The 13,030-nt window shown below is 63.2% G+C and carries 15 protein-coding genes; 9 read left to right on the forward strand and 6 right to left on the reverse strand.

Features of this window, described 5'->3' with window-relative positions; genetic code table 11:
- The first annotated feature begins 55 nt into the window (after window positions 1–55).
- The 4 genes from C1J04_RS01600 (at window position 56) to C1J04_RS01615 (ending at window position 4,462) form a co-directional block, all read left to right on the forward strand.
- On the forward strand, window positions 56–1,003 hold the full coding sequence (locus C1J04_RS01600; protein ID WP_037965886.1) for an ABC transporter permease: 948 nt from the start codon (window positions 56–58) through the stop codon (window positions 1,001–1,003).
- Window positions 1,000–1,815 carry an ABC transporter permease gene (locus C1J04_RS01605; RefSeq protein WP_009825668.1) on the forward strand — a complete coding sequence of 272 codons (816 nt, stop codon included), beginning with the start codon at window positions 1,000–1,002 and terminating at the stop codon, window positions 1,813–1,815. The genes C1J04_RS01600 and C1J04_RS01605 overlap by 4 nt, the downstream gene beginning before the upstream one ends.
- Window positions 1,812–3,398, forward strand: a complete 1,587-nt coding sequence (locus tag C1J04_RS01610; protein ID WP_009825669.1) for an ABC transporter ATP-binding protein — start codon at window positions 1,812–1,814, stop codon at window positions 3,396–3,398. Before C1J04_RS01605 ends, C1J04_RS01610 begins: the two co-directional genes overlap by 4 nt.
- A 68-nt stretch (window positions 3,399–3,466) precedes the next feature.
- On the forward strand, window positions 3,467–4,462 hold the full coding sequence (locus C1J04_RS01615) for a P1 family peptidase (protein WP_009825670.1): 996 nt from the start codon (window positions 3,467–3,469) through the stop codon (window positions 4,460–4,462).
- Between the two features lie 62 nt (window positions 4,463–4,524).
- Here the strand turns inward: C1J04_RS01615 and C1J04_RS01620 are convergent, their stop codons facing one another.
- The 4 genes from C1J04_RS01620 to C1J04_RS01635 all read right to left on the reverse strand — a co-directional run bounded on the left by C1J04_RS01620 (window position 4,525) and on the right by C1J04_RS01635 (window position 8,386).
- Window positions 4,525–5,007 carry a c-type cytochrome gene (locus C1J04_RS01620; RefSeq protein WP_009825671.1) on the reverse strand — a complete coding sequence of 161 codons (483 nt, stop codon included), beginning with the start codon at window positions 5,005–5,007 and terminating at the stop codon, window positions 4,525–4,527.
- Window positions 5,008–5,098: 91 nt separating this feature from the next.
- Window positions 5,099–5,803 carry a fumarylacetoacetate hydrolase family protein gene (locus tag C1J04_RS01625; RefSeq protein WP_009825672.1) on the reverse strand — a complete coding sequence of 235 codons (705 nt, stop codon included), beginning with the start codon at window positions 5,801–5,803 and terminating at the stop codon, window positions 5,099–5,101.
- 159 nt (window positions 5,804–5,962) lie between these two features.
- Window positions 5,963–7,474 (reverse strand): heme biosynthesis protein HemY, encoded by a 1,512-nt coding sequence (locus tag C1J04_RS01630; RefSeq protein WP_009825673.1) that lies wholly within the window; start codon window positions 7,472–7,474, stop codon window positions 5,963–5,965.
- A 12-nt stretch (window positions 7,475–7,486) separates the two neighbouring features.
- A complete protein-coding gene (locus C1J04_RS01635) occupies window positions 7,487–8,386 on the reverse strand; it encodes a COG4223 family protein (RefSeq protein WP_009825674.1) in 900 nt (299 codons plus the stop codon).
- On the opposite strand from C1J04_RS01635, the gene C1J04_RS01640 reads away from it, so the two are divergent.
- A complete protein-coding gene (locus C1J04_RS01640) occupies window positions 8,367–9,098 on the forward strand; it encodes a hypothetical protein (RefSeq protein WP_254655132.1) in 732 nt (243 codons plus the stop codon). The genes C1J04_RS01635 and C1J04_RS01640 overlap by 20 nt on opposite strands.
- Here C1J04_RS01640 and C1J04_RS01645 read toward each other — a convergent pair.
- Window positions 9,090–9,791 (reverse strand): uroporphyrinogen-III synthase, encoded by a 702-nt coding sequence (locus tag C1J04_RS01645; RefSeq protein WP_254655133.1) that lies wholly within the window; start codon window positions 9,789–9,791, stop codon window positions 9,090–9,092. The two genes, C1J04_RS01640 and C1J04_RS01645, sit on opposite strands and share 9 nt — an antisense overlap.
- An 80-nt stretch (window positions 9,792–9,871) precedes the next feature.
- Here C1J04_RS01645 and tsaD point away from each other — a divergent pair, with 80 nt between their 5' ends.
- The 4 genes from tsaD to C1J04_RS01665 are packed head-to-tail and all read left to right on the forward strand — an operon-like array spanning window position 9,872 to window position 12,600.
- Window positions 9,872–10,957 carry a tRNA (adenosine(37)-N6)-threonylcarbamoyltransferase complex transferase subunit TsaD gene (gene tsaD, locus C1J04_RS01650; protein WP_037954028.1) on the forward strand — a complete coding sequence of 362 codons (1,086 nt, stop codon included), beginning with the start codon at window positions 9,872–9,874 and terminating at the stop codon, window positions 10,955–10,957.
- A complete protein-coding gene (locus C1J04_RS01655; RefSeq protein WP_009825678.1) occupies window positions 10,954–11,907 on the forward strand; it encodes an NAD(P)H-dependent glycerol-3-phosphate dehydrogenase in 954 nt (317 codons plus the stop codon). The genes tsaD and C1J04_RS01655 overlap by 4 nt, the downstream gene beginning before the upstream one ends.
- A 1-nt stretch (window position 11,908) precedes the next feature.
- Window positions 11,909–12,181: a YciI family protein gene (locus C1J04_RS01660; RefSeq protein WP_005850688.1), complete on the forward strand. Its 273-nt coding sequence runs from the start codon at window positions 11,909–11,911 to the stop codon at window positions 12,179–12,181.
- Window positions 12,181–12,600, forward strand: a complete 420-nt coding sequence (locus C1J04_RS01665) for an EVE domain-containing protein (RefSeq protein ID WP_009825679.1) — start codon at window positions 12,181–12,183, stop codon at window positions 12,598–12,600. Before C1J04_RS01660 ends, C1J04_RS01665 begins: the two co-directional genes overlap by 1 nt.
- 86 nt (window positions 12,601–12,686) lie before the next feature.
- Here the strand turns inward: C1J04_RS01665 and C1J04_RS01670 are convergent, their stop codons facing one another.
- Window positions 12,687–13,028: a DUF2853 family protein gene (locus C1J04_RS01670; RefSeq protein ID WP_009825680.1), complete on the reverse strand. Its 342-nt coding sequence runs from the start codon at window positions 13,026–13,028 to the stop codon at window positions 12,687–12,689.
- Window positions 13,029–13,030: the final 2 nt, after the last annotated feature.

Genomic DNA, 13,030 nt, shown 5'->3' on the forward strand with positions numbered 1-13,030 from the left:
TAAAAAGGTTTTTCTGCGCTGGACGCTGTTGATTTGCGCGCCTACCTTCAGCCGCATGATCCGGTACACGCTCAAACGTTTGCTTTCGCTCTGTATCAGCCTGGCTGTTGCGTCGCTGGTGATCTTTACCGTCATCGAAGTTGCCCCCGGTGACCCGGCCTCTTTTATGCTGGGGATGAATGCGCAGCCTGAAACGCTTGCTGCTTTGCGCAGTGAACTTGGGCTCGATGCATCGAAACCGGCGCGCTATCTGGCTTGGGTCGGCGGGCTGCTGCAGGGGGATTTCGGCACCTCCTATACCTACCGCACCCCTGTGTCCGAGATGATCGCCGCGCGGCTTTGGGTGTCCCTGCCACTGGCGCTATACGCGCTTGGGCTGTCCACGCTGATCGCCTTTCCCGCGGGGATCTATGCGGCGGCACGGCGTGGCAAAGCCGGTGATATGGGCGTCATGGGGGCCACACAACTGGGGGTCGCGGTGCCCAATTTCTGGTTCGCGATGATCCTTGTGCTGATATTCGCCATCAACCTGCGCTGGTTCGCCGCTGGCGGTTTTGTCGGCTGGGATCAGGGTGTGCTGACGGGGCTGCACGCCCTTACCCTGCCCGCCATCGCACTGGCCCTGCCCCAGGCGGCCATTCTGGCGCGGGTCATGCGGTCTGCGCTGCTGGATGTCTTGGGCGAAGACTATATGCGCAGCGCCCGCGCCAAAGGGCTGACCGAAAGACAAGCGCTGTGGCGGCACGGGTTACGCAATGCGCTGATCCCTGTGCTGACGATCATCGGGCTGCAATTTTCGTTCCTGCTGGCGGGGTCGATCATTATCGAACAGGTGTTCTATCTGCCCGGGCTTGGACGGCTGGTGTTTCAATCCATTTCGGCGCGGGATCTGATCGTGGTGGAATCCGTGGTCATGCTGCTGGTCTTTTCGGTCATTGTGGTGAACTTCCTTGTGGATCTGGCCTATGCGGCGGTTGACCCGCGTCTGAGGGCGCGCGCATGAACCGGAACCTGATCCTTGGCGCGCTGCTGACCTCGGTCTTTCTGCTGTCCGCGCTTGTGTCCTTTGTCTGGACGCCGTTTTCCCATACGGCGATGGATATCCCGAACAAGCTGCAAGGGGTCGGCGGTGCGCATCTGCTGGGCACCGATCACTTTGGCCGCGACATCCTGAGCATGATCATGGTCGGCGCGCGCACCTCTATCGCCGTGGCGCTGGTGGCGGTGGGCATCGGCATGGGCCTTGGCGTGCCGCTTGGTCTGTGGGCGGCAGCCAAACGCGGGTCGCTGGTGGACGAGATCATCATGCGCGGCAACGATCTGGTCTTTGCTTTCCCCTCGCTGGTGATCGCAATCCTGATCACGGCGATCTTCGGGGCCAGCGCGGTGAACGCGATCATCGCCATCGGCATCTTCAACATTCCCGTCTTTGCGCGTATCACCCGCGGGGCCGCGCTCAGCCTGTGGGAGCGTGAGTTCATCCTCGCCGCGCGGGTCGCTGGTAAATCGGCGGCGCGGATATCGGTCGAACATATCCTGCCCAATGTGACCAATCTGCTGATCGTGCAGGGGACGATCCAGTTCAGCCTCGGCATTCTGGCCGAGGCAGGGCTGTCCTATGTCGGGCTGGGCGCGCAGCCGCCGACGCCTTCCTGGGGCCGGATGCTGGCAGATGCGCAAACCATGGTCAGCATCGCGCCGCATATGGCGCTGGTGCCGGGGTTCGCGATCATCCTGATAGTGCTGGGGCTGAACCTGATGGGCGACGGGCTGCGCGATGCGCTGGACCCACGGTTGCGGGTGCGCCGGATATGAGCTTGCTTAGCATCACCAACCTGTCGGTGGCGATCCACCGGTTCAATATCCTGCAGGGCGTAACCCTCTCTGTCGACGCCGGAGAGATCGTGGCCGTCACCGGCGAAAGCGGGTCGGGCAAATCCATGACCGCGCTGGCGGCGATGCAACTGCTGCCCAAGGGGACGCAGGCGCGCGGTCATATCATGCTGGGGGATCAAGACCTGCTGGCCCTGCCCGAAGCCGAGCTTTGCGCGATCCGCGGCAATGACATCGGCATGGTGTTTCAGGAACCGATGACGGCGCTGAACCCGGTGCAGACCATCGGCCATCAAGTGGCGGAAACCATCCGTATCCACGACAAAACCGTGTCACGCCAAGCCGCGGCCCGCCAAGCCGCCGAAACGCTGGAACGGGTCGGCCTGCCAAATGACCGCTTTCCCCTGTCCCGCTACCCGCACGAGCTGTCGGGCGGGCAACGCCAACGGGTGGTGATCGCGATGGCGATCGCGCTGCGGCCGCGCTTGCTGATCGCCGATGAACCGACCACCGCGCTGGATGTCACGACGCAGGCGCAGATCCTTGATCTGCTGAAATCGCTGGCGCGGGATGACGGGATGGGGCTGCTGATGATCACTCATGATCTGGCAGTGGTCGCCGATATGGCCGACCGCATCATCGTCATGCGCAAGGGAGAGATCGTCGAACAGGGGCACACACACACCCTGCTGCACACCATGCGCCACCCCTATACGCGGATGCTGTTTGCCGCCTCGACCCATGCGGTCGCCCTGCCTGCCGCCCCGCCTCCGCAACCACTGCTGAAGGTGGAAAACGTGAGCCGCGATTATGCCCTGCCACGCAAGACGCTGTTCGGCAAACCGGGGCGTTTCCGCGCCGTCGATAACGTGTCCTTCACCCTGCAACGGGGGGAACGCCTTGGCCTCGTGGGTGAAAGCGGCTGCGGGAAATCGACCCTGACACGGGCGCTTTTGGGTCTGGAACCGGTTCAATCGGGCAACATCACACTCGACGGCACCGCGGTCTATAGCGGCAGCAAACCCGATCTTGCCGTGCGGCGCAAAATGCAGGTGGTGTTCCAGGATCCCTTCGGCAGCTTCAACCCGCGCCACCGCGTGGACCGGCTGATCACCGAACCGTTCCACCTGCTGCCCGACCCGCCCAAGGGCCGCGCCCGCAGCGATGCCATCGCCGATGCGCTGACCGCCGTGGGGCTGTCGCCGGACGATGCGACCAAATACATCCACGAATTCTCGGGTGGGCAGCGCCAGCGCATTGCCATCGCCCGCGCCCTGATCATCCGCCCCGACCTCATCCTCTTTGACGAGGCGGTGAGCGCGCTCGACGTCTCGGTTCGGGCGCAGATCCTTGATCTGCTGGCAGAGCTTTGCAGCGCCTATGACCTGACCTACCTCTTTATCTCCCATGATCTGTCGGTGGTGCGCACAGTCACGGACCGGGTGCTGGTCATGAAATCGGGGCAGATTGTCGAACAAGGCGCCACCGCCGACGTCTTTGATCGCCCGCAACACCCTTACACGCAAAAGCTCCTCGCCGCCGCGCCCCGTTTGCCGGATCTGTGATGCCCCTGCTTCATTTTGCCAAATAAACTCCCCGCGGAGCGTCCCGCACCAACCAAAGGCCCTGCCCTATGAAACCCGGACCCAGAAACCTGATCACCGATGTGCCCGGCCTTCGGGTGGGAAACGCGCAGGACGATGCGCTGAAATCCGGCACGACGGTGCTGCTGGCGGATGACCCCTTTACCGCCTCTGTCCATGTGATGGGCGGTGCCCCCGGCACGCGCGAGACGGATCTGCTCGCCCCCGATAAATTGGTCGCCGCGGTGGATGCGCTGGTGCTGTCGGGCGGGTCGGCCTATGGGCTGGATGCCTGTTCGGGCGTGGTGGACGGGCTGCGCGCGGCGGGGCGCGGGTTTCGGCTGGGCGACGCGACGATCCCGCTGGTGCCGGGGGCGATCCTGTTCGACCTGCTGAACGGCGGGGACAAGACCTGGGCAGAGAACCCCTACCGCGCCTTGGGCCGTGCCGCCTATGACGCCGCGGCTGAAGATTTCACGCTCGGCACCATCGGCGCGGGCACCGGCGCGCTGAGCGCGATGGTGAAAGGCGGGCTGGGGTCCGCGTCACTGCACCTGCCCGATGGAACAATGGTCGGCGCATTGGTCGCGGCCAATCCGGTGGGGGCCGTCACCACGCCGAGTGACCGTCACTTCTACGCCGCCCCCTTCGAGGTGGATGCAGAGTTCGGCGGCATGGGCCCGGACCCGGCGACGGGGCTGGGGATGACGATGGAAAGCCGCAAGATGGCGTCGATGTCCCCGCGCGAGAATACGACGATCGCGATTGTCGCCACGGATGCGACCCTGACAAAGGCGCAATGCCAGCGGATGTCCGTTGCGGCCCATGACGGGATCGGGCGGGCTACGGTGCCTGCGCACACCCCCTATGACGGTGATCTGGTCTTTGGCCTTAGCACCGGCGCGCATGAGGTTGCCGAAAGCATTCTTCCGCTGATCGGCCATGCCGCGTCACTGTGTCTGGCGCGCGCAATTGCGCGGGCAGCCTATCACGCGACACCGGCGGCGGGCGATCTGCTGCCCTGCTGGTCTGATCTGAACAGTTAAGGTCATAAAAAAGCCCGCGTCCCCCTCTGGAAACGCGGGCCAATCAGGCGGGTTAGAGCCGCTTATTCGGTTTTCTCGGCCTCTGCATCGTCGGCCATGGGCGCGTCTGCTGCGGCCTCGACTTCGGGAGAGAACGTCGCGAGATAGGCCGCTACATCTTCGCCGCCTTTACGCATTCTGAACGACATCTTCGAACGGGCTTTCTTGTCATCCAGTGTGGTGCGCAGGAAATCGGTGGGGTTCTGCAGGTATTTGGCCACATTGGCTTCGTCCCAGACCAGACCGGCTTCACCGGCGGCGACCAGATCATCGCCGTAGCGATAGTCTTCGACGGTGCCGGCCTGCTTGCCGATGATACCGTAAAGGTTCGGACCGACTTTGCCGCCGCGCTGGATCGTCTCGCCTGCGTCGTCCACGATCATGTGGCAGGCTTTGCATTTGCCGAACTGCTTTTCGCCGGCGTCTGCGTCACCCATGCTATGGCTGTCTGCCAGGGCCGGAACCGCGATCACGGTGGCCAGTAGAGCGCTATAGATATGTTTCATTGCGATTTCCCATATGTATCAATCATCTTGTAACCTAGGGGGCGCCCCCGTGATTTCAACGGGCGCTTTTGTCGCGGGGCGATGCTGGGGCTCAGGCGCGGGGGCCTATTGTCACCTCAAGCGTCGCGACCCCGTCAACGCCGCCGGTCACGACATCCCCTTCCACAAGGGCTGCGACACCGGCCGGTGTGCCCGTCATGATGATATCCCCCGGGGCCAGCGCCATAGATTGCGACAAGATCGCCACATGTTCACGTACCGACCAGATCAGATCGGCCAGATCGGCGTCCTGCCGCACCTTACCGTTCACGGCAAGCCAGATGCGCCCCTGTTCCACAGACGGGACATCGGCGATGGGTTTCAGCGCGGCAATCGGGGCGGAGTTGTCAAAGGCCTTGCCCCAATCCCATGGCCGACCGGCTTTCTTCGCCTCTGCCTGCAGGTCACGGCGGGTCAGGTCGATCCCGACCGAAGCCCCCCAGACGTGATCCATCACGTCAGCTTCCGCGATGTTGCGCCCGCCTTTGCCGATGGCGATCACCAGTTCGATCTCGTGGTGCAGATCCTCTGTCTGGGGCGGATAGGGGATGGTGCAGGGCGTATCCAGCGCCGCATCGGCGGGTTTGGTGAAAAAGAACGGCGCCTCACGCGTCGGATCTTTGCCCATCTCGCGGGCGTGCGCCTCGTAGTTGCGACCCACGCAGAAGATGCGGCGCATGGGAAAACGGGCGTCGGTGCCCTGCACAGCCAGACTGGCCTGAGGTGCCGGGGGGAATACAAAATCATCAGCGGGCATGGGGGATATCCTTTGCAATAGTCGTGCCACAGACATACGCCCCTGCGGCAGCCCCGTCATCCGATAAGACACCAAAAGGCCGGTTAGACATAAACCCCAACGCAAAAGGCCGACACAATACGTGCCGGCCTTTGTTTTCGTTCACCTTTGGGCCCTGCGCTATTTCTCGGGCTGGGTCGCTGGTTTTTCAACCGGATCGACGGCGCCTGCGGGGGTGTCGTCGATCAGCTCTGCATCCTCGATATCGGCGCGGGTGGCGACAGGCGGCTTGGCATCCGCGCCCGAGTTATCCTCTAGTGCGCCGACGATCAGCGGCAGCATCTGCACACCGCCGGGCATGGCGACTTCGGACATGGGCGGGGTTTTCCACGCCAGCGTATCGAAGCTGTGGCAGTTTTCGCAGATCGGCTTCCAGCTCGCGTGGATATGTTGGCAGTTGTCACAAATCCACTGAGGGCCGCGCGATACGGTCAGCGCCCGTGCCAGCCAGCCTTTGACGATAGTATCCGAGGCCCCCTCGCCCCGTTCGATGGCCGCCATCAAGGTGACCGAACGCGCGGTCGGGTCGGTTTCAACCAGATCGCCCAAGGACCGGCGCGCTTGCGGGAAATCTTCGGCGGCGATGTTCAGCTCTGCCAGCAGCATCTTGGTCTCGGGGTGGTCCGGCTGCACGCGGGTCAGCGTGGTAAACCGCTTGAGCCGCTCTTTCGGGGTCTCGTCCGGCTGGATCGCGGCGAAGGCACCGGCCAGATCGGGGTGCGGCTGCACGTCCCACGCTTTCTTCAGCACGCGAGCCGCATATTTCGGTTTGCCCTGATCGATATAACCATGCGCCGCCATCACGGCTGCGGGGATCAGATCGGGGGACAGGCGGTTCGCCTCGATCGCGGCCTCGCGGGCTTCGATGCTGTTCCCTTCGGCAATGACGTCTTTCGCCTCGGACAGGGCGAGCACGGCATCGCGACGTTTATGCACATCGCGCGGCATCTGGCCGTTCTTGAGCTTGGTGTTCAGCGTTTGGCGCGCACCGGCCCAATCTTCTTTCTCGGCCTGCAGTTTCAGCAGCACATCACCGGTTTCGGCGTGTTTCGGTTTGATGGCAAAAGCTTTCTCGGCCAGCTTCAGCGCGGTTTCCGTGTCGCCTTCGGCCAGCTTCTGTTTCATGATCCCGCGCACACCGACAAAGCGGGTGCGTTCGTTGGTGACCAGCTTGCGATAGGTCTCTTCTGCCTTGCGACGGTCGCCCGCCATTTCCGCGGCCTGCGCGATCAGCAGATTGGTCAGGTCAGGACGTTCAAGGTATTTATCCGCCTTTGCGGCCTTGGCCATCGCCAGACGCCCTTCGCCGCTGGCCAGCGCCATAAGCCCTTCGGAGAGCGCCTCGTAGCCTTTGCGTTCGCGGTTGCGGTCGAAATAGCGCGACAGCGCGGTTTCGTCGCCGTTCAGGAAATGCCAGACCGCAACCAGCAGCGCAAAGATCTTGAGCATGATCCAGACCGCGACAACCAGCAGGACCACGGCGATGACGGATTGCAGCGGGCCAAAGCTGTATTCGGTGCCCATCACGGTGACCTGCAACCCGCCCGAGCTTTCCAGCAAGAACGATGCGCCCCAGGTGATGGCGGCAATCACCGCAACGAACACAACGATCTTTATCAGTGACCAAAGCATAAATCAGGTTCCTCAGTTCGCCGTCAGGCGTTGTGTCAATGTCTGTACGGCGTCTTGGGCGTCGTGGCGCGCTTGCGCATCAGAGAGCCATTCGGACAGGGGTTCTTGGGCTTCGGGCGGCAGGGCTTTCACCTCTGCCAGCGCATCGGCCAGACGCCCGTCGCGCATTGCCGCTTCGGCGCGGGACAGGATCGCGTCGGGGTCATCCCCATCACGCGGTGCAACCGACCGCGCCCCCAACTGCTGCTTGAAGAAGCCGCCAATGCCGCCCCCGTCCACATCAGGCGAGGCCGCGCGTGCCGCGGCAAGCGATGCCCGTGCCGCATCGGGGAAACGGTCCTGAAGATTGGCCGCAGTAACAACGCCCGTCGCCGCCGTATCGGCAAGGGCCGGCGGGACATCCTGAATACCATTGGCTTTCAGATCGGCGATCTCTGCCTCGAAGGGCTGGCCGGTTGTGACGGCAGAGACGATCCGGCCCAAGGCGGATTGCAACGTCGCGGCCTGTGCGGCCTGTGCCGTCGCTTCTTCGACGCTGAGCGCATTGTCGAGCAGACGTTGAATTTCATCGCGCTGCGTCTCGACCGAGGATTGCAGCGCTGCCAGTTCCTGTTCAAAGGCTGACGTATCGACGGGGGCCGGTGCCTCTGCCGCGGGGCGGTTGCCCAGATCATCGACACGGGTGGCCAGTTCGGCCACCAGCGCCTGAACCTCTTGCAGGGCGGCGTCATCGGTGGGCGCGGGGGCCGGGTCTGTCTCTTCCAGCGCCTTGATCCGTGCTTCTTGCGCGGCGATCATGTCGGTCAGGTTAGATTGCGACGTGTCCGCAGGGCGCAGGCCCGCCTGTTCCAGCAGATCATATTCCGCCACGGCAAAGCCGATCCCGCCCGCGATGATGCCGCCAAACAGCATCGGCCAAAAGACACTACCGCGCTTTTCAGGCTCTGCCACGGGGGTGACGGGGGGCGGCGTCTTGGTCGGCGTGGCCGGTTTCGCCGTTGTGGTCGATGCGGTTGACGTCGCTGGCTTTGACGCGGGTGTCGCCGGTTTATCAGAGGCCGCGTCCGGCTTTACATCTTTCGCGTCGGGCTTTGCATCGGATTTCGCGTCGCTCGGCTTCGTCTCGGGTTTGGCAGACGTCGAGGCGGTCGCGGTGGTCGCGGGCGAAGCAGCCTTGGCCGCCGTATCACTGCCCCCCGTTTTCACAGCGGGTGTCGTTGCTTCTTTGGCGTCGCTTGCTTTCGCGGCACTCGATGCGGTGTCGGTGGTTTTCACGCTTTCCGGTTTGGCACTCGCTTTGTCATCGCTGGCTTTACCCGTCGCGGTTTTATCGGCGCTCGCCGCGCTTGCAGCAGATGTCTTGGCCGCGGGCTTGGGCTTGGCCGTTGATGGCTTCGCCGTTGTCCCAGCCGGTTTTGTCGCGGTGGACGATCCGGTTTTCTTGGCTGTGGTCTTCGGCTTGGCGGCGGCAGCAGACGCCCTTGATGTCGAAGATGTCTTCGGGGTGTCGTCACCTGAACTGGGTGTTTTCGCTTTCGCCACGCTTAAAAACCTTTCCGATTCTGACCTGATATCAGACGTATTGCACAACCTTAGACGGCATCTAGGTCGATCTTCAAGCTAACCTGTTCCAATCCACCGCAGTTTCAAGCGTAAAACGCAGTGACGTGGCGGTTGGTTCAGGGGCGATGAGCATCTGCTGAACCACTGTGCGGTCCAGCGCCTCGGCCACGGCGGGGCTCAGGGCGATGATGGTGGCCCGCCGCGTGTCATGAGCCTGATCAGCGAATTGCGCGGCGGTGCGCGGGGAAAACAGCGGCACGATCGACGGGCCATCTGACAGCGCGGCTTGGGCGTCACGCGTCAGGGGCAGCGCCTGCTGGTCATAAAGCACCACAGCGCGTGTCGGCAGACCGGCCTGCGTCAACCGTTCGGCAATATCCCCGCGCTGATGCGTGCCGCGCAGATGCAGCAGGGGCGTTGCGGGGCGATGTGCCTTGATCATCGGGAGCAAATGCGCAGCATCGGGGGCGTGAAACGCGACCTGCCAGCCCTTGGCCGCAGCCGCCTGCGCCGTCGCCTCGCCCACACAATAGGCCGGCACGGTGCCGCCCTCCGGGCCATGCGCCACCCCATTGGCCGAGGTAAAAATCACCCCGCCGATGCCGCCCAGATCAACAGGCGCTGCGGTCGGTAGAATGTGCAGCAACGGGCTGGTCACCACCCGCACCCGCGACAGCAGCGCAGCCGGCAGGCTGGCCGCAAACGCCGCGCAGGCGGGCGCAGGGCGGGTCAGGATCAACGCTGGTTTTGTCATCTGACGCTTGGGCCCCAAGGATTGTTCCACCTGCCCCAAGGTGTTACTTGGCCCCTGTCACCCTTGCAACGGAAACAGCCATGTTACTTCTTGGATTGGAAAGCAGCTGCGATGATACCGCCGCCGCGTTGGTGCGTCAGCTGCCGGGGCAACGCGCCCTCGTGCTGTCCTCCGTCGTTGTGGGGCAGACCGAGCTTCATGCCTCTTTCGGCGGTGTCGTCCCAGAAATCGCAGCCCGCGCCCACGCGGAAAAGCTGGACCTTTGTGTCGAAAAGGCGCTGGCCGAGGCCGCGCTGACCTTGGCGGATGTGGACGGCTTCGCCGTGACCGCGGGACCGGGGCTGATCGGCGGCGTGCTGTCGGGCGTGATGTGCGCCAAGGGGCTGTCTGCCGCGACGGGCAAGCCGCTTTATGGCGTGAACCATCTGGCGGGCCATGCGCTGACGCCACGGCTGACCGATGATGTCCCCTATCCCTATCTGATGTTGCTGGTGTCCGGCGGGCATTGCCAGTTCCTGCTGGTGCATGGGCCGGACCGGTTTGAACGCCTGGGTGGCACCATCGACGACGCCCCGGGCGAGGCTTTTGACAAGGTGGCGCGCCTGATCTCACTGCCGCAACCGGGGGGCCCCGCGATTGAAAAGGCGGCCAAGGCGGGCGATCCGAAGCGCTTTGCCCTGCCGCGCCCGCTGCTGGACCGGCCCGATTGCGACATGTCTTTTTCGGGGTTGAAAACGGCGGTGCTGCGCACGCGGGACAAGGTGATCGACGAAAAAGGCGGGTTGAGCGTTCAGGATCAGGCCGATCTGGCTGCCGGTTTCCAGGCTGCCGTTACCGATGTACTGGCCGAAAAGACCCGCCGCGCCTTGCGGAAATATCTGGATCACGCGCCTGATGTGCGCACCCTTTGTGTTGCGGGTGGCGTGGCCGCGAACAAGGCGATAGGCCGCGGGTTAGAGACTGTTGCCGCCGAAGTAGACTGCGCCTTTGTCGCGCCGCCGCTGTCGCTGTGCACCGATAATGCCGCGATGATCGCCTTTGCCGCGATCGAGCAAAGCCAGCTGCGCGCGCCCGATGATCTGACCCTGTCGGCCCGTCCGCGTTGGCCGCTGGACACACGCCAGCCCGCCATGTTGGGCAGCGGCAAAAAAGGAGCGAAAGCATGAGCATTGCCGTTCTGGGGGCCGGTGCCTTTGGCACTGCGTTGGCGATCTCTTTGGCGGGTAAGGGCGCGGTGACGCTATGGGCGCGGGATGCGCAGGGCATGGGGCAAAGCCGCGAAAACACCGCCCGCCTGCCCGGTTGCCCGCTGCCCGAGGGCCTGTTCGTGACCGAGGATCTGGCAGAGGCCGCCAAGGCGCAGACCTTGCTCGCCGCCGTCCCGATGCAAAAACTGCGCGGGTTTCTGCGTGACAACGCTGCCGCGCTGGACGGCAAGACCATCGTCGCCTGTTGCAAGGGGATCGAGTTGAACACCGGTCTTGGCCCTGTCGCCGTGATCCGCGAGGTGCTGCCCCATGCGACCGCAGCGATCCTCACGGGGCCAAGCTTTGCCGCGGATATCGCACGGGGGCTTCCCACGGCGCTGACTCTTGCTTGCGCCGACAAAACCACCTGCGCGACCCTACAACAGAGCCTAACAACGGCAAACCTGCGTCTTTACCGCACCGCTGATACCGTGGGTGCGGAACTGGGCGGGGCGCTGAAAAACGTTGTGGCCATCGCTTGCGGTGCGGCGATCGGGGCCGGTCTGGGCGAAAGTGCGCGGGCTGCCGTAATGACCCGTGGCTTTGCCGAAATGCAGCGGCTTGCCGCGCATCACCACGCGGATCCGGTGACCTTGGCGGGCCTGTCCGGTTTTGGCGATCTGACGCTGACCTGCACCTCGACCCAATCGCGGAACTACCGGCTGGGGCTGGCCCTGGGCCGGGGGGAGCCCTTTGACAGCGCCACCACCGTCGAAGGTGCCGCCACCGCGCGGGCGGTCGATGCGCTGGCCCATGACAACGGGCTGGATCTGCCGATCACCGCCGCCGTTGCAGGTCTGGTCGAGAACCGCTTAGATGTAGCCAGCGCGATGAAAGCGCTTTTGACCCGCCCTTTAAAGGAAGAATAACATGCTGGTTGCCCTTATTGCCAAAGACAAAGCTGGCGCGCTTTCCGTGCGTCAGGAAAACCGCCCCGCCCATGTGGAATATCTGAAATCCACGGGCGTCGTTGCCCAGGCCGGTCCGCTGCTGGATGATGCCGGCGATATGATCGGGTCTTTGGTCATTCTGGATGTCGCCGACAAAGCCGCGGCGCAAGATTGGGCCGACAATGACCCCTATGCCAAGGCCGGGTTGTTCGCCGATGTGCAGCTGATCCCGTGGAACCGGGTGATCGGGTAATGGCCTACTGGCTGTTCAAATCCGAACCCTCGACCTGGGGCTGGCTGGATCAGGTCGCCAAGGGGGACACGGGCGAGGAATGGGACGGCGTGCGCAACTATCAGGCGCGCAACTTCATGCGCGAGATGGCGGTTGGCGATCTGGGGTTCTTCTACCATTCGCAGGGAGAGCGCGCGATTGTCGGCATTGTCGAGGTCTGCGCCGCCGCGCATCCCGATAGCTCGACCGAGGACGCACGCTGGGAATGTGTCGATATCAAAGCCGTGCGCCCGTTTGAAAAACCGGTGACGCTGGACGATATCAAGGCCGATGGCCGGTTCGATGATATGCTGCTGGTCAAAAGCCCGCGTCTGTCTGTCCAGCCTGTCACAGCAGAGCAATGGAGCGCGATCTGCGCCCTGGGAAACACCAAACCCTAGAGCCTACCACACGCTTTAGGCACACGCTTTGGACATAAAAACGCCCGCTGAACCAAGCGGGCGTTTCCAGTTCGACAGGGTCAGATTTACGCGTAAACGGATTCTTTGCCGAAATGTTTGGTCAGCATATAGTAGACCACCGCGCGGTATTTGTTCCGCTCGGATTTGCCGTAGGTCTCTACGGCTTTGTTGATACCGTCCATCAACTCGGGGCTATCCGAGAGACCCAGCTTTTTGATGAGGAAGTTGTTCTTGACCAGCTCAAGCTCGCTTTCCTGCGACGCGGCGATGGTCTGCGCGTCAGCGTTATAGATCGACGGACCGCAACCGATGGTCACTTTTGTCAGCAGGTCCATATCTGGCGTCATGCCGCATTTCGTTTGCAGATCGTCGGCATATTTCGCGATCCATTCATCTCTTTTGCCCATTC

The sequence above is a fragment of the Sulfitobacter sp. SK025 genome (assembly GCF_003352105.1).
In the GTDB taxonomy this organism is placed as follows: Bacteria; Pseudomonadota; Alphaproteobacteria; order Rhodobacterales; family Rhodobacteraceae; genus Sulfitobacter; species Sulfitobacter pontiacus.